General features: G+C 61.2%; 15 protein-coding genes. 6 read left to right on the forward strand and 9 right to left on the reverse strand.

Translation table 11 applies throughout. The features are described from left to right. Positions 1-57 precede the first annotated feature (57 nt). Entirely contained in the window at positions 58-348 is a 291-nt protein-coding gene (locus tag BN1115_RS18040; RefSeq protein WP_029303229.1) for a DUF4258 domain-containing protein, read from the forward strand. Between the two features lie 6 nt (positions 349-354). Next, the gene (locus tag BN1115_RS22830) at positions 355-993 is read left to right on the forward strand and encodes an ADP-ribosylglycohydrolase (protein WP_225628386.1); all 639 of its coding nucleotides are present in this window, start codon (positions 355-357) and stop codon (positions 991-993) included. A 38-nt stretch (positions 994-1,031) separates the two neighbouring features. On the opposite strand, the gene BN1115_RS18050 is transcribed toward BN1115_RS22830, so the two are convergent. Together BN1115_RS18050 and BN1115_RS21945 are read right to left on the reverse strand one after the other, a co-directional pair. Continuing rightward, a complete protein-coding gene (locus BN1115_RS18050) occupies positions 1,032-1,688 on the reverse strand; it encodes a HEPN domain-containing protein (RefSeq protein ID WP_042658237.1) in 657 nt (218 codons plus the stop codon). 111 nt (positions 1,689-1,799) lie between these two features. Beyond that, positions 1,800-2,003 carry a hypothetical protein gene (locus BN1115_RS21945; RefSeq protein WP_075113642.1) on the reverse strand — a complete coding sequence of 68 codons (204 nt, stop codon included), beginning with the start codon at positions 2,001-2,003 and terminating at the stop codon, positions 1,800-1,802. Between the two features lie 364 nt (positions 2,004-2,367). Between BN1115_RS21945 and BN1115_RS18055 the strand changes: the two genes are divergently transcribed. Then, entirely contained in the window at positions 2,368-4,026 is a 1,659-nt protein-coding gene (locus BN1115_RS18055; protein WP_042658238.1) for a SulP family inorganic anion transporter, read from the forward strand. A gap of 14 nt (positions 4,027-4,040) precedes the next feature. On the opposite strand, the gene ppk2 is transcribed toward BN1115_RS18055, so the two are convergent. Beyond that, entirely contained in the window at positions 4,041-4,862 is an 822-nt protein-coding gene (gene ppk2, locus BN1115_RS18060) for a polyphosphate kinase 2 (protein ID WP_042658239.1), read from the reverse strand. A gap of 285 nt (positions 4,863-5,147) precedes the next feature. On the opposite strand from ppk2, the gene BN1115_RS18065 reads away from it, so the two are divergent. The 3 genes from BN1115_RS18065 to BN1115_RS18075 are packed head-to-tail and all read left to right on the forward strand — an operon-like array spanning position 5,148 to position 8,397. Further along, positions 5,148-6,446, forward strand: a complete 1,299-nt coding sequence (locus BN1115_RS18065; protein ID WP_042658240.1) for an anaerobic sulfatase maturase — start codon at positions 5,148-5,150, stop codon at positions 6,444-6,446. 9 nt (positions 6,447-6,455) lie between these two features. Further along, complete coding sequence (locus tag BN1115_RS18070) at positions 6,456-7,565, forward strand: tetratricopeptide repeat protein (protein WP_042658241.1); 1,110 nt, start codon at positions 6,456-6,458, stop codon at positions 7,563-7,565. Between the two features lie 34 nt (positions 7,566-7,599). Beyond that, on the forward strand, positions 7,600-8,397 hold the full coding sequence (locus BN1115_RS18075; protein WP_128821523.1) for a formylglycine-generating enzyme family protein: 798 nt from the start codon (positions 7,600-7,602) through the stop codon (positions 8,395-8,397). Here BN1115_RS18075 and BN1115_RS18080 read toward each other — a convergent pair. The 6 genes from BN1115_RS18080 to BN1115_RS18105 form a co-directional block, all read right to left on the reverse strand. Next, complete coding sequence (locus BN1115_RS18080; RefSeq protein WP_042658242.1) at positions 8,394-9,329, reverse strand: LysR family transcriptional regulator; 936 nt, start codon at positions 9,327-9,329, stop codon at positions 8,394-8,396. The genes BN1115_RS18075 and BN1115_RS18080 overlap by 4 nt on opposite strands. Positions 9,330-9,501: 172 nt before the next feature. Further along, complete coding sequence (locus tag BN1115_RS18085) at positions 9,502-10,896, reverse strand: BatD family protein (protein WP_042658243.1); 1,395 nt, start codon at positions 10,894-10,896, stop codon at positions 9,502-9,504. Then, positions 10,886-12,604, reverse strand: a complete 1,719-nt coding sequence (locus tag BN1115_RS18090; protein WP_042658244.1) for a VWA domain-containing protein — start codon at positions 12,602-12,604, stop codon at positions 10,886-10,888. Before BN1115_RS18090 ends, BN1115_RS18085 begins: the two co-directional genes overlap by 11 nt. Continuing rightward, complete coding sequence (locus BN1115_RS18095) at positions 12,597-13,643, reverse strand: vWA domain-containing protein (protein WP_042658245.1); 1,047 nt, start codon at positions 13,641-13,643, stop codon at positions 12,597-12,599. The genes BN1115_RS18090 and BN1115_RS18095 overlap by 8 nt, the downstream gene beginning before the upstream one ends. Continuing rightward, positions 13,636-14,160 (reverse strand): DUF4381 domain-containing protein, encoded by a 525-nt coding sequence (locus BN1115_RS18100; RefSeq protein WP_244152296.1) that lies wholly within the window; start codon positions 14,158-14,160, stop codon positions 13,636-13,638. The genes BN1115_RS18095 and BN1115_RS18100 overlap by 8 nt, the downstream gene beginning before the upstream one ends. After that, positions 14,157-15,143, reverse strand: coding sequence for a DUF58 domain-containing protein (locus BN1115_RS18105; RefSeq protein WP_042658246.1), 987 nt, complete (start codon positions 15,141-15,143; stop codon positions 14,157-14,159). The genes BN1115_RS18100 and BN1115_RS18105 overlap by 4 nt, the downstream gene beginning before the upstream one ends. Positions 15,144-15,151 lie beyond the last annotated feature (8 nt).

Raw genomic sequence — 15,151 nt, forward strand, 5'->3', positions numbered from 1 at the left:
TGAGTATACAGGCTACATATAATGAGTCCATCGAAATGAGCGCCAAAGGGGAATGCCATGAACGGGAAGCTGGATAGTGCGTACAGCCATCACGCCGCGTGCCGGATGCAGCAGCGCGGTATTGCTCCCGAGCTGGTAGAGCTGCTGCTGAGCATCGGACGTTCTTCTTATCACCAGGGACGCGAACTGGTTTATCTCGATCGCAAAGGCGTGACGATGCTGCAAGCCGAGTACGGAGTGCCAGCGGAATGCTGCCAGCGGCTGCGCGTTCACTATCTGGTACTGCAAGGCGGTGAGATTGTCACCGTCGGTCATAAAACCACCCACTTCAAACGCGATCGTCACTGAGGCGCTATGAACTCAAGTCTGTTATCAGGTCAGGCGGCCATGCCCCTGATCAAGGGGATATATTGCCTACTGCCAGCCGAGCGAGCTAGGGAGCTGACCGTTCTGCTTGCCAAAGGCACGTGTCACCAAGAGGGTGAGACTTCACCACTGGCGGTGGTGGTGGCATTGGCTATCCATGTCGAACAACATAGGCTGGATTGCACGTCACAGCCCATCTATCTGGGGCGTGAGCAACTGATGGTCGGTGCTGCTGATTTGCTGGGGGAGGATGCCTGCTTTGAAGATCAGGATGCGTTTCGTCTGTTGGCGCTGCTACTCGACAAATTGCTGCGAGGAGTGCGTGGCAGTCGCCAGGCCAAGCTGGATGGACTAACGGTAAGCGTCATGGAGCAGCGGGCGCTGGCAGCCACATCTCCGAATAGCGGCGCCGTGGTGCGCGGCAGCTGGCGGCGCAAGTCACGCAATCAGCTGGGCCATGCCAGCTGGCTGGATGTAGTGGAGGCAGCCCTCTGGTGCTTCTGGCATGGTGACGATTTGGCAAGCGGCGAAGTGCTACTCGGTGTGCTGCTGGGCAGGGATGAGCGGGTGCGGTTGGTCTATGGTCTGTTAACCGGGGCTTTCTATCTGTCAGATCGGACGGATTGAAGCCGCGGGGCCATCGCAGCCCGCCATCTTGCGACTGATTAACCAGCCAGCTCAACCACCGGATAACAGGCATCTCCCCACAGGGTATCGGGATGGGTCATCATCAACTCGATGATCACCGGCACCAGTTTGCCGAGCAGGTTGGCGCAATCCTTCAGTTGTTTGCGATTGACCGAGCTGTTCCAGGTCGCACCGCCATGAATTAACTGGTTGCGCAGGGTATAGAGGCGGTTAAACACCACGCCCAGCAACTGTGGGGTGTTGCTGCTGGCGAGGGCCTGGGTTGCCATCTTCTTGCCTTGTGCCAGCCGCTCCTTCCACTGAGCTTCGCTGATCTTGCCGCTGTGATAATCCCAGAAGCCTTGCAGCACAAACGGGGTGTCCAGCAGCATGCGGATACTGCCAGAGAACTCTTGCCAGACGAGTTGCTCGATCTGCTTATGCTCATCTAGGTCACACAGTTTCTCCAGAAAGCCTTTGAAGGTCTCCTGTTCCGAGAGGCGACGATCGTCATCGATTTCAGTGGCATAGGCCGCATTGAACGCAATCCAAAGAAAGATAAAGCGGCCATCTTCATCCTCGGCCATTTCGGCGCGTTGCAGCCAGCTTAATGCACGATGAACTCGTAGGTTGAGGTTGCTGGGGGCGTGTTTACGCAGTGTGCGGTGACGGGTTTTCAACTGTTCAAAATTCAACGATGGACTCCTTTTCAATCAGGATCGGATGAATAGTGTGCACCTGTGACATCAAGGTCACCTGCGATAGGTGATCGGGGTATCAGCATGGCGTTCTGGTCGTGGTGATGGTCACTTGCCAATCACATCTCTGATCTTTGCCATGGCCAGTTCCAACACCGACGCTGGCGAGCGTTCAAGTGGCGCATGATGACACTCGGGACAGGACTCAAACCAGCTGTGGCCACGCACCATCACGTCGCTCTTGGGAGCAACCGTCTTGTGCCAGCCGCACTCTGGGCAGCGAAAAGTGGAGGGGGGTGGTGCAATTGGCATGATATTCCTCAAACAAAGTTCCATTTCGGTCCACCTTATCACAGCGATGGGGCGATGAGTGCCGCGGGTCTCACAGATCTCTACTGGAATGTGGCCCCTGATTAACAACCCCTTGCGTACTATGACCACAGGTGTCTGGCGCCGAGTGTGTGGCCCCGTTTCAGTGGTGTACATGCAAAGAGAGCCGCCAGCTGTTTGTACTGGTTTTGTGACCTGTCAGCTTTATTTGGCAACTACCGGCATGACCCATCGCGTTTTAACAGATAGTTAGAGCAAGCACCGTCTATTATTTCGCGCCATGTGCTGTCGGTACGGTGCAAGGGAGGCGAGCTCCTCGGGGGCTGAAATCGTTCGTGGAGGTAACATGTCATCACTCACATCTGCCAAGCCGGGTGCCACTGCCGATTTACTGGCCGGGATCACCGCTGCTGCCGTGGTCCTACCCAAGGCGATGGCCTATGCCACCGTGGCGGGTTTGCCGGTGGCGATTGGTCTGTATACGGCGTTTGTTCCCATGGTGCTTTATGCGCTGCTGGGCTCTTCCAGAGTACTCAGCGTCAGCTCGACCAGTACGCTGGCCATCCTCACCGCGACCCAGTTGGGAATCGTGGTGCCGGATGGTGATCCCGACCGGCTGCTGACCGTCACGGCAACCCTGACCATGCTGGTCGGGATATTGCTGATGCTGGCGGCGGTGTTGCGGTTGGGGTTTGTCGCCAACTTTATCTCTTTGCCTGTGCTGGTCGGTTTCAAGGGGGGGATTGGGTTGGTGATCATTCTGGATCAGCTACCCAAATTGTTCGGCGTGCATATCCATAAAGAGAATTTTTTTGCCGATGTTTACCATCTGTTGCAGGCCTTGCCCCAGACCTCATGGTTGACGCTGGCCATCGCCCTGGTGACGTTGGTGCTGCTGGTGTTCATGGAGTGGCGTTTCCCGCACTCACCCGCGCCCTTGCTGGGGGTTGCCATCGGTATCGCGCTGGTATGGGGATTGGGCTTGAACGAGCAGGGGGTGTCGATTGTCGGCACTATTCCTACCGGCCTGCCCGCGTTGCAATTGCCTGATCTGGCGCTGGTACTGCAACTGTTGCCCGGCGCCGCCGGGATAGCCTTGATGAGCTTTACCGAAACCATTGCTGCGGGCCGAGCCTTTGTCGGGGAGGGAGAGCCGGAGCTCAACCCGAACCGGGAGCTGGTTGCCACCGGGCTTGCCAATCTGGGTGGCGCATTTTGTGGCAGTATGCCCGCCGGAGGGGGGACGTCCCAGACGGCCGTGGTACGCTCTGTGGGCGGTGTCAGCCAGCGGGCGTCTGTCGTGACGGCGACGATGGCATTGGCCACCATGCTGTTTCTGGCACCGCTGCTCTCCTGGCTGCCGCACGCCACGCTGGCCGTGGTGGTGATCGTCTATTCGGTGGGGCTGATCCAGCCGGGTGAATTTCGCAAGATCGGCCAGATCAGAATGATGGAGTTTCGCTGGGCGATCATCGCCTGCCTGGGGGTGCTGATTTTTGGCACCTTGCAGGGCATTGTGGTGGCCATCCTGGCCTCGCTGCTGGGCTTGGCGAGTCAGACGGCCCAGCCCCGGGTCTATGTGATCGGGCGCAAACCCGGAGAGGATGTCTTGCGCCCCTTGTCGGAGCGTCATCCCGATGATGAGACCTTTGCTGGGCTGCTCATCCTTCGTCCGGAGGGGCGCCTCTTTTTCATCAATGTGCAGCATGTCGCGGCCCGGATCCGGCAGTTGATCGCACAGTATCAGCCCCGGGTGGTGGTACTGGACATGAGCCGCGTCACTGATGTGGAGTATTCGGCCCTGATGATGCTGGTGGAGGGGGATCAGCATGCGCGGCTCAAGGGGGGGGAGCTCTGGCTGGCAGGGCTCAATCCCGAGGTGCTGGAAAATGTCCGCCGCTGTGGTCTGGCTCGGCAGTTGGGGGAGACGCGTCTGCTATTTAATGCCAGAGCGGCGATCCGTCAGTATCAGCAGCAATGGTCAGGGGAGCAGGGGGAGCGTTAGCTCCCCCGACGGGCTCAGAATAGTTCCGGAATATAGCGAAATGGATGATCGGCCGGTTGTATCTTGCCGATCTTGCGCTTTGGCAGCTTGATGGGCGCGCTTGGCAACGTCTCATAAGGGACGTGGGCAAGCAGGTGAGAGATGATATTGAGCCGCACCCGCTTCTTGTCTTCAGAGCGGGCAACAAACCAGGGCGCCCAAGCGGTGTCGGTGGCCGCAAACATGGCATCTCGTGCCTGGGTGTAGTCATCCCAGCGATCAAACGACTTGATGTCCATGGGGGAGAGTTTCCAGATCTTGCGTCCATCATCGATCCGGTCTCGCAGGCGACGTTCCTGTTCGGCAGGGCTGACCTCCAGCCAGTATTTGAGCAAAATGATGCCCGAATCGACCATGGCCCGTTCGACCAGCGGGGTGCCAGCCAGGAACTTGTCGCTGGCTTCCGGGCTGCAGAATCCCATCACGCGTTCAACACCGGCCCGGTTGTACCAGCTGCGATCGAAGATCACGATCTCCCCCGCGGCCGGCAGATGGGGAATGTAACGCTGAAAATAGAGCTGGCTCTTCTCCCGCTCGGTGGGGGCGGGCAGCGCGATCACCCGGAACACCCTGGGGCTGACCCGTTCGGTGATCGCCTTGATGGTTCCCCCCTTGCCTGCGCCATCACGGCCCTCAAAGACGATGCAGACCTTGAGCCCCTTGTGTACCACCCACTGCTGCAGTTTCACCAGCTCGACATGCAGGCGTTGCAACTCCTTCTCGTATGCCTTGTTGCCAAGCGGTTCCTTGTCTGTGCTCGGATCCGATGGCGTTGATTTTGATTTCTTGTGGCTCATGATAGTCATCCCTGGTGAGTTGTCGTTGCCGCCTGTTGTCGGGCAGCTTGCGCTAACCCGTTGTTCAGCATGCTTTTAACAGTAGTTGAGCACGCGTTCCAACGCGATGTATTGATGGCCGGTTATGGTGGTGGCACGCAGCGTTGTCAGCTGGCTGCCGGAGCCTGCGATCCCTCTACCCGCTGTTGCCCATGCCTTCTGGTTATAAGGGGTATAACAAGCGCGTGACAGCACGAGCCTTTAGACTGCACACCTCAAAACAACAATTTTTCAGATGGTGCAGTTATGGTGATTACTCAGGGTCCACAGTTCAACGGCAAGGCATCCAAGCGGATGCACGTGATGGCCAAACCGATCGGGGCCGTGTGTAACATCGACTGCACTTACTGCTACTACCTCAGCAAGCAGGATCTGTTGCAATACAAGAAGGGGTGCTCTCCCGAGATGGACGAGCAGACCCTTGAGACCTATATCCGCCAATATATCGAGGGGCAGAATACCCCCGAGATCATCTTTTCCTGGCAGGGGGGCGAGCCGACCCTGCTCGGGCTCGACTATTTTCGCAAGGTGGTCGAGTTGCAGCGCAAATACCAGCCGCAAGGGGTGGTGATCGCCAACGATCTGCAGACCAATGGCATCCTGCTCAACGACGAGTGGTGCGAGTTTCTGGCGGCCAACAACTTCCTCATTGGCCTGAGCATCGATGGCCCCGAGCTGCTGCACAACGCCTACCGGGTCAACCGCGCCGGCCGTGGCACCTTCAAGCAGGTGATGGCGGCGGTGGCGTTGCTGCATAAATACAAGGTGAAATTTGCCACCCTGACTTGCGTCAACAACCTCACCAGCAAGAATGCGCTGGAGGTCTATCGCTTCCTGCGTGACGAGGTGAAGTCGCCCCAGATGCAGTTTATTCCCATCGTCGAGCAGAAGAGCTTTCGCACCACCGCGCCCCAGACCTGGCAGCAGCAGGAGCAGCTCCGGCAGGGGGACAAGCGCCTCAATCCGTGGCACAAGAACTCGGTAGTCGAGCCCTGGTGCGTCTCGGCCGAAGGGTGGGGGGATTTTCTCATCACCATTTTCAACGAGTGGGCAGAGCGGGATCTGGGTCGGGTCTTCGTGCAATATTTCGAGGCGTGTGTCGAGACCTGGATGGGACGCAAGAACCCCCTCTGTACCCTGGGGGAGATCTGCGGCAAGGGGCTGGCAATGGAGCCCAACGGCGATGTGTTTGCCTGCGACCACTATGTCTATCCCAAGTACAAGATCGGCAATATCTACCATCAGCCGCTCAGCGAGCTGGCCTACTCCCCCGATCAGCAAGCGTTCGGCTTTGCCAAGTCACGCAGTCTGACCCGTCAGTGCCAGCAGTGTGACTACCAGTTTGCCTGCTATGGCGAGTGCCCGAAGAACCGCTTTATCCGCACTGACGAGGGGGAGGCGGGTCTGAACTACCTCTGCGCGGGATGGCACAAGTTCTTCAACCACATCGATCAGTCGATGGCCTATATCCTGCGCCGTGCCGGTTATCCGGTGGCACATGGCAAATACCGCGATGCGGTGATCAACAAGCCGCTGGCGAAATAAGGGGTGAATATGTTGAAGATGCGTGATGGCCGTCGTCCGTTGACCGGGGCGCTGCGCCCCCTGTGGTTGGCCCTTGGGCTGGTCTGTGCGGGTCATGTGCTGGCGGCCGAGCCGTCGGCTGCGGTGGTGCAGACGCCCCCGGTGGTCGCACAATCTGCGGCGGTACCCTCGGCAGCACAGATCTCGGCAGCGCAGATCCAGCAGTGGGCCTATAACGCCCAGGATATCTCCCTGCCTGCGGTGGAGCGGGCTGATGCCCTGCGCCAGCTGGCTGCTTACCCGAACCAGAACAGTCTGGTGGCGGTGGCCAGAAGCCTGCGTGATGAGAATGCATTGGTGCGCGAAGCGGCGGTGATTGCCGCCGACCCTTATCAGTTTTCGCACCGCTGGCGGCTGCTCTCGCCGCTGCTCACAGACAGCAGCGCCGAGGTGCGCCGCGCGGTCACCATCAATCTGGCCCGTGACTATGGTGCCATGGATGAGGGCCAGCTGCGCGCCATGCGCCAGCCGCTGGCGGAGGTAAGCGATTATCTCGCCAAACAGCAGGATCCGGCGTTGAAACAGTTGCAGGCGGATCTCTATCGCTGGACCCGCCAATGGGCCAAGGCGCACGCGATCTACGAACAGTTGCTTGCCAATCAGCCCGACAATCCCCAGCTCTGGCTTGGCCTCTCTGACAACTTGCGGGCTCAGCAACGGGATACCGAGGCGCTGGCTGTGCTCGACAAAGGGCTCACCGCGCTGCCGGAGAATGCCAGCCTCCATTACGCCAAGGCGCTGACGCAAGTCCGGCTCGGCGATAAAACAGCGGCTGCGGCGACCATGGAGCAGGCGGCGGAGCTCGCTGGCACTAACAGCTACTTCTGGTATCTCAACGGGGTGATGCAAGAGCCGCTGGATCTCGACAAGGCCACCGGTTCGTTCGAGTTGGCCTACCGGATCTCAGGTGCGCCGGAGCAGCTCTATGCGGTGTGCGATATCTATCTGCGCCACGCTCACCCCAAGAGCGATGACTGCATGAGCGAACTTGGCAAGATAGCGCCCCCCGAAGTGCTGGCCGAGCTTAACGGCAAGCGCGCGAGCCAAGCGGGCAATCCTTCGGTTTTTGCTGGCCAATAACGGCGGCGCTCTCTTTTACTGCACAGGTCAGATGATGAACAACACGCCATTCAAACTTGCGATTCCCTTGCTGGCCACCACCCTGCTGGTGGCGGGCTGTACCCTCTGGCACCATGCCAACAAGCCGATCCATCCGCTGCAGCAGAAGATTGAAGCGGACATGGTGCTGGTGGAAGGAGGCCGTTTCGAGATGGGTTCAGAGGAACCGGGCGCCAAACCCGCTGACGGGCCGGTACACACGGTGGCGGTCAACAGTTTCTACATGGCCAAATTCGAGGTGACCCAGGCCCTGTTCGAAGCGGTGATGGGGCCCTCCATCAGTTACTTCCAGTCACCCAGCGTACCGGTCAACAACCTCAGCTGGCAGCAGGCCAATCTGTTTGTGACGCGGCTTAACGCGTTGACCGGCGGCACTTACCGTCTGCCCACCGAGGCGGAGTGGGAGTATGCCGCCAGGGGGGGCAAGCTCAGTCGGGGTTATCGTTACAGCGGCTCCGATCAGATTGACGAGGTGGCCTGGTACAGCGGCAACGCCAAGAACCGCGCTTATCCGGTGGGGCTGAAAAAGCCCAACGAGCTGGGGATCTACGACATGACCGGCAATGTGGGGGAGTTTGTGGCCGATGCCTTTGAAGAGACCTTCTACCGCCACAGCCCGCAAGATAACCCGAACAACGCCCAGGAGAGCAAGATCCACCTCGCCCATAAGTCGGTACGAGGGGGCAGCTACTCCTACGAGGCCGAGCTTTGCGAGAACTACCGGCGCGATTTTGCCAGCCAGTCGGTGATGATGGCTGACATGGGGCTGCGCCTGGTGCGTGATGCCCGCTAGGGCTGATCGATGGAGGGGGTCAGCCCCAGCTCGCTGACCACCTCGAACAGCTGCTGGCGCAACCAGCGGTGGCCCGCCTCGGCCGTCCGGCTCGGGTGCCAGATGGCCGACAGACTGAATACCGACTCATCAAACGGAAAGGGGAGTACCCGCACGTCATAGATGCCGGCAAAGGTCTCTATGGTTGAGTGGGGCAATACTCCGATGATCTCGCTACGCGCAATGATGGGCAGCATCTCCATGGCGCTCGGTACCCGTACCACGATATTTCGATTGGCCATTTGCGGCAGGTGTTCGGCGGTGATCATGCTGCCCCGTACCTGCCACTGGGCCAGCGCCACATGCTCCTCGGTAAAATACGCCTCCACCGTCAGATCGCTGCCCAGTCGCGGGTGGTCGCTGGCACACACCACCTTCACCTGCTCGGCATAGAGCACCTCGCTCTTGAGCATGCTGCGCCCGCTCTGGGTCATGTCAATGATGAGGTCATAGCGCTGCATCCGCAGATCGCTCTCCATATCTTCGGTAAAGAGGGGATGAACCTCCAGCGCGATGCCGGGAGCCTGCTGGCGGATCTTGCACAGCAGGGCCGGGATCAGCCGGGCGCTGACCAGGGTGATGCAGGCAATGGAGAAGACCCGCTGGGAGGTGTGCGGGTTGAAGGCTCGGGAGGTAGAGAGGGTCGAGCTGAAGTTCTTCAGCGCTGCCGCCATGGCCGGATAGATGTCGATGGCAAAGGAGGTGGGCTCCATCCCCGCGACCTTGCGATGAAACAGGGGATCGTCGTAGATCTCCCGCAGCCGCTTGAGGGCCTTGCTGACGGCGGGCTGACTGATCTCCATGCGCGTTGCCGCCCGCGAGAGGCTGCGCTCTTCATAGATGGCGACAAAGATCGGGATGAGATTCAGCTCGGTACTGCGGATATCAAGCAAAGGGGGCCTCGTTACATGTCCGTGGGATCGATCACGCGGCCGCAAAGGTTGCTTGGTAGCAAGGGAGAGAAAGCGTGCCACACCAATCACTTGGCGCGGCCCGCTGGCCGGTATCCAGTTCCGGCAGTGTAATGAAGAGCGCCTGCAGGTACAACCACAGAAGGGGTTGCGGTTATCCCTCTTTCTTGCCGCTATTGCTGGTGGCCGAGTTGCTGGCTGAGTTGCTGACGGATGCGTGGCTGGCAGAGTGATCGCCGGTCGTCGTGCAGCCATCCGGCTTTGCCAGGCTTGGCAGGGCCGCTCGCCAGCCAATATAGCGGCGCAGCCGCGCGCCACGCAGGCCTTTGGGCAGTTGCAGGTGCGCCAGCAGGCGCCACCCCATCTTGAGCGAGTCAGCCCGATCGAGCGTCCCTTGCTGGAAGGCGGCCTGCTGCTGTTGCCACGCCGGATCGCGGCTGACGCGGCCCAGCTCCAGCTCCCCGCGTCTGGCACGCAGATAGCGATAGGCCAGCACCCGTACCGTTCCCCACTGCCTGCACCAGATGGCGGCGCCGTATTGCCAGCCGAGCGGACGAGGGCGATGGCGGTAGTAGCGGGCGATGGCCAACAGCATCAGCACCAGCAGGGTCAGCGCGCCCACCCCCGCAGCCAGCCCGGGCCCATAGGCCGCCAGCCAAGAGGCGGGCGTGTGGCGCACCCGCAAGGTCTGGCCGGGGAGTGTCAGGGTCTCCAGTTGGCGGGTCTGGCTGTTCCACCATCTCAGCTCCAGCGCGGGCAGGGTCAATTCACCGCCGCGCTGCACGATATAGGTGGTCTGATCTTCGCGCGACGAGAGGTACTCCCCCCGCTCCTGGGTGTCGTCTAGCCGGGCTTGCGCCGGATAGGCCTGCACCCACTCATCGTTATCGATCACCGGGATCAGCGGCGGGATCAGCACCGAGAGGGTATCTTGCCCGTTGGCGGTGACGGTGCGGGTGATGGCATCCCCCACCCGCAGCTCGCCGTCGGCCTGGTCATCTGCAGAGTTCTGCCAACGTTGGCTCAGGGTGAGGTTGCTGGCACTCAGCCAGTGACCGCCGACCGTCAGGGTAGGGTCGGGCAGGGCGGCGGCAAAGCGTTGGGGCCGGGTGGTGAGGGTGAGCGGCTGCGATCCCCCATCAGGCTGGGCGACTGTGACGCGCACCGCAATGGCCGGGATCTCGAACTGGCCGGATTGCTGGGGATAGAGAGTCAGCTCCCAGCGCTGGTGCGACCAGGTTTCGCCATCCTGGCGCTGGGTGAAGTTGGTCGCCAGCTCGCTGCGCTGTTTGACCATGACCCCGGGCAGCTCGAACTGGCCGATGCGGGTGCCGGCGGTAAACCAGCGGTTGGTCGCCAGCTCCAGATAGAGGGTGATCTGCTGGTTGACGGCATAGGGGGCGTTGTTTTCTCCCTGATCATCTTTCAGCCAGCTCTTGAGGGTCACCTGAGCCGCTGGCGCGCGCTCGTGTGCGGCGACAGTCGCGGGCAGCAGCATGGCCCCGAGCAACAGGGTGATGGCGATCTGCGTTCGGTAGTTAGTGCGCATGGGCAGGCTCCTCGTGGCTGGCGACCCGCGGTTGACGTGATCGCTGTTGCTGCTCCTGCAACTGCAGGCGGAATTTGGCCTGCAGGAAGTCGCCCGGGTCAGATTCGACCCGGCGCAGCCATTTTTCGGCCTGGGCCGGATTGGCCAGGATCTGATCTGCCGTCAGGGTTTCCCGCTCCATCAGGGCGGCAGGGACTTTCTCCTCAGCCCCCTCGGCGGTGCGCGGTTCATCTTCGGGCAGTTCACGGGAGTGATCCGGGCCGTCCGGGGTGCCGGTCTGGCTCTGGCTGGCACGATTGATCTCGTCGACGATCCCGCACATCACCCGATAGTTGTTGGCGGCCGCATTGCGCACCACGGGGTCGCTCGCCTCATCCGCCAGTTGCCGGAACAGGCTGCGGGCGGCCAGATATTCGCGCTGTCTGGCGAGGGCGTTGCCGGCATAGAGCAGCGCCTGTTCGGAGTCGGCTTGCAGGAAGGCAGACTGGGCCAGCGCAAACTCGGCGCCATAGTAGTAGGCCACCCCTTTGTAGAAGGGATCCGCATAGTGTTTCGCCGCTTCCAGATAGTCGCCCTGCTGGAAGTACCACTGCCCCTGTTGATCCGGGGTCAGCCAGAGATCGAGCCACTGCTGCTTCAGCCCCTGCGCCCAGTGGTTGCTGGTTGGCGCTTGCGGCTCGGGCGAAGCCAGCGAGAAGGTGGTGGCTTGCACTGGTGTAGTCTGCAACAGGGAGAGACCGACCGCCGCCACCAGACTCCACTGCACCAGCCAGCCCTTGCGAAACCACAGCAGTAGCAGGGCGACCACCGGAAACAGCAGATAGTAGCCCATGTCCTGCCAGGGCATCAGGGAGTCGCTGTGGATCTGAAAGTGGCGAGCCACTGCGCGGTTGATGTCCGCTACGTCCCCAGTATCGACCGTCATGGTAAACAGGGTGCCATCGCTGTCGCTGGCCAGCTGCCGCAGGGAGGCGAGCTCCAGCGGGCTCTTGCCGCGTTGCGCCGGATCGCCGGCAGCCAGGATCAGCAGCTGGTGGGATTGGCCACGGAAATAGTCGGCCAGCGGGGCGATGGCGGACGGGCTGATGCCATCGCTGATCAGCAACACGGTGCTGCCTCGCTCATCGGCCAGCAGGTCGGTGAGCAGGGGGATCACCTGCTCGGTATGCTTGCCCGCTTTGGGCATGATCTCGGGGCGAATGGCGGCGAGAAAGGGGGCAAACACGGTGGTGTCGCGGGTCAGCGGCATGGCGGTGTGGGCCGAGCCGGCAAACACAACCAGACCGCTGCGTCCGCCGCCGCGGGTCGCCAGCAGGTCGTTGATCTTTTGCTTGGCCCGTGCCAGCCGGTTGGGGGCGATATCCTCTTCCAGCATCGAGTCGCTGTTATCGAGCAGGATCAGCAGCGCCCCCTGATCTTCGCCAAAGGGGGAGGGCTCGCGGCTCCAGGTCGGGCCGGTGCAGATCAGGATGGCGAGCCCCATCAACAGCGCTAGCGCCTTGAGGGGGAGATTCTTTTTCCAGCCGGTTTCACCCAGCGTCAGCGCCTTGCGCAGATGTGCAGGCAGGCGCCGTTGCCAGTTGCCCGCCTCGTCCATGCGCCAGCGCAGCACCATGATGGCGATGAGGGGCAGATAGGCCAGCAGCCACCAGGGACGCAGCAAGTGGGCATTCAACCAGAGTTGTTGCCAGAACAGGGTGTCAATCATGGGTGTCTCCTTGACGAGCAGGGCGCAGGCGATAACGCCTGAGGGTCAACAGGGAAAAGAGACCGAGATAAAGGCCGACGCTGGCGGCGATCAGGTAGTGGTGCAGGCTTTCGCGGGTCTGAAAGCGGGTGCTTTCGTAGCGTTGTGGCTCCAGCTCACCGATCACCTGATAGGCGCGCGTCAGTTGTGCCTGATCGAGGGCCTGAAACAGCTGGCCACCGGTCAGGGTCGCCAACTGCTGCAGGGTGTCGAGATCGAGGGCCTGTTCGCCGACGGTGGCCGGATCCCCCATGGCGATGGTGTGCAACCGCACCCCGTTGACCGCCGCCACCCGGGCCGCATCGCGGGGACTGACAAAACTGCCGGTGTCGTTGCCATCGGTGAGGATGATGACGACCTTCTCCCGTTTGCTGGCCATCTGGGCATTTGGCTCATTGCGATCACTTTGGCGAAACACCTTGATCGCCAGCCCGATGGCGTCCCCCAGATGGGTGCTCTGACCCGCCATGGCGACATCGGTCTCCTGCAACAGGGCTTGCCAGGTATCGAGATCGGCGGTAAACGGCGCCTGGATAAAGGCGGCATCGCCAAACAGGATCAGCCCGAGTCGATCCCCCTCGCGTGTTGCCGCAAATTGTTCAAGCACCCCTTTGGCGGCGTCCAGTCTGCTGATCGGCTTGCCGGGATCGGGGGAAAAATCGGTCTCGGCCATGGAGCCGGAGAGATCCAGCACGATCATCACATCCCGCCCGAACCGCTCGCGCACTTGCGGTGGGCCATAGATGGTGGGCTTGGCCAGCGCCACTACCGCCAGCAACCAGACGGTGATCAGGGCGACCCGTTGCCACCAGCTGGGGGTGAGCTGGGTTGCCCCCTCTTGCGGCGGCTCATCCAGCAGCTCTATCAGCAGAGTGAAGAAGGGCACCTTGATGGCACTCTGCCGGGTGCGATAGGCCGGGATCAGGCGAAACACCAGCAGGGGCAGGGGCAGCAGCCAGAAGCAGTGGGGATGGGCAAACTCGAGACCGGCATCAAGCATGGCGGGCCTCCGCCGCCCGCGAGGCGGTGTGAACGGGGGGCTGGTGATGGGCAAGCCAGTCGCTGCACAGGGAAACCAGACAGAGCTGATCACTGACGCTCAATACAACCTGATCACACACCAGCGATACCAGCCAGCGCTCCCCCAACTCGGTGGCGAAGCGGGGCTGCCGATCGGGCAGGGCGTTGTCGAGGGTCTGCAGCAGGGCCATGCCAAACAGTTTGGCGTGCCGGGGATCAAGGTGGGTCAACACCGCCTTGATGATATGAAATAGCCCCAGACTGGCCCCGGCATCAGACCAGTTGAGGGCGCGCAGGGCCGCCAGTGCTTCACGGCGATAGCGCTGTTGCCACCAGCGCTGCACCCTGTGATAGAGCCAGAGCAGCGCCAGCGCGCCCAGGAGCAGGGCAAGCAGCAGCCAGCCTGCGGTTTGCGGTTGCCAGTTGATGGCGTCAGGCACGGTCACATCCTGCAATTCGCGCAGCATATAGGTGCCGGGTAGCTTGTGGATCGTCACTGAGTTCCTCCCAAGGCGGTGATGAGATGGGCGAGGTGGTGGCCACTGGTGTCGAGGCAGATGAGTGGCAAGCCCTTGAGCGCCATCAAGCGTACCAGTTGATCTTTTTTAAGCTGTTGCTGGCGAGCCAGCCCCTGATCCAGCATGGGTAGCTGATGGGGAGCGATATTGAGCTGGTACTGACCATCCCCGACCACCCAGGGGGCATTGGCGGTGGTGCTTGTCGAGAGCGTGGCTTCGAGGGGATCGGCAATATGGAGGGCCAGCACATCGTTGTGCTGCTGCAAGTAGTTGAGGCGGGTCAGCTCGGCCTCGGTGACGCCTGCCCAGTCGCTGAGAAAGATCAGGGTGGCATTTTTCAACTTGAGGCGACCCAGCATCGCCAGCAGCGAGCCCAGCCCGCCTGCCTCGCTGTCATGGCTGGTCACCGAGAGGGCATGATTGGCGGCGCATAGCTGGCGCAACCTCGCCAGCCAGTGGCCACGGGATCGCTGGCCACGCAGCCACTCCACGCCGTCGCAACGCAGAATGGCGAGTCCGACCCGATCGTTTTCTTTCAGTACCTGCCAGCCCAGCAGGGCGGCCGCTTCGGCGGCCACCACCGACTTCATCACCTCCACCGAGGAGAAGAACATGCTGCTGCGCTGATCGACACAGAGGATCACATGGCGATCTTTCTCTTTGCTGTAGCTGCGCACATGGGGGCGACCGGTACGCAAGGTCACTTTCCAGTCCAGGGTGCGAATGTCATCCCCCTGCTGGTAGTGGCGCAGCTCCTCGAAGTTGAGGCCCCGGCCGCGAAAACGGGACTGATGGCGGCCGCACAGCACACTGCCGCTATTGAGCCGTGGCAACAGAGAAAACTGGCCGACCAGTCCCTGCAGCCGCACCAGTGTCAGGTAATCACAATGAATGCGCGGGTCGCCACCGGGCGGTTGCCCGCCATGGGTCAGCCCGTCATGAGATAAGGTGCGAGGATTCATGGCGTCAC

This window comes from Aeromonas allosaccharophila, from assembly GCF_000819685.1.
GTDB lineage: Bacteria > Pseudomonadota > Gammaproteobacteria > Enterobacterales > Aeromonadaceae > Aeromonas > Aeromonas allosaccharophila.

What these genes read in the sequence shown, in the direction of transcription:
- BN1115_RS18075 (WP_128821523.1), top strand. Translation starts at nt 7,600, where the DNA reads ATGAACAACACGCCATTCAAACTTGCGATTCCCTTGCTGGCCACCACC.
- BN1115_RS18090 (WP_042658244.1), bottom strand. Translation starts at nt 12,604, where the DNA reads ATGATTGACACCCTGTTCTGGCAACAACTCTGGTTGAATGCCCACTTG.
- BN1115_RS18095 (WP_042658245.1), bottom strand. Translation starts at nt 13,643, where the DNA reads ATGCTTGATGCCGGTCTCGAGTTTGCCCATCCCCACTGCTTCTGGCTG.
- BN1115_RS18065 (WP_042658240.1), top strand. Translation starts at nt 5,148, where the DNA reads ATGGTGATTACTCAGGGTCCACAGTTCAACGGCAAGGCATCCAAGCGG.
- BN1115_RS18040 (WP_029303229.1), top strand. Translation starts at nt 58, where the DNA reads ATGAACGGGAAGCTGGATAGTGCGTACAGCCATCACGCCGCGTGCCGG.
- BN1115_RS18055 (WP_042658238.1), top strand. Translation starts at nt 2,368, where the DNA reads ATGTCATCACTCACATCTGCCAAGCCGGGTGCCACTGCCGATTTACTG.
- ppk2 (WP_042658239.1), bottom strand. Translation starts at nt 4,862, where the DNA reads ATGAGCCACAAGAAATCAAAATCAACGCCATCGGATCCGAGCACAGAC.
- BN1115_RS21945 (WP_075113642.1), bottom strand. Translation starts at nt 2,003, where the DNA reads ATGCCAATTGCACCACCCCCCTCCACTTTTCGCTGCCCAGAGTGCGGC.
- BN1115_RS18085 (WP_042658243.1), bottom strand. Translation starts at nt 10,896, where the DNA reads ATGCGCACTAACTACCGAACGCAGATCGCCATCACCCTGTTGCTCGGG.
- BN1115_RS18070 (WP_042658241.1), top strand. Translation starts at nt 6,456, where the DNA reads ATGTTGAAGATGCGTGATGGCCGTCGTCCGTTGACCGGGGCGCTGCGC.
- BN1115_RS22830 (WP_225628386.1), top strand. Translation starts at nt 355, where the DNA reads ATGAACTCAAGTCTGTTATCAGGTCAGGCGGCCATGCCCCTGATCAAG.
- BN1115_RS18105 (WP_042658246.1), bottom strand. Translation starts at nt 15,143, where the DNA reads ATGAATCCTCGCACCTTATCTCATGACGGGCTGACCCATGGCGGGCAA.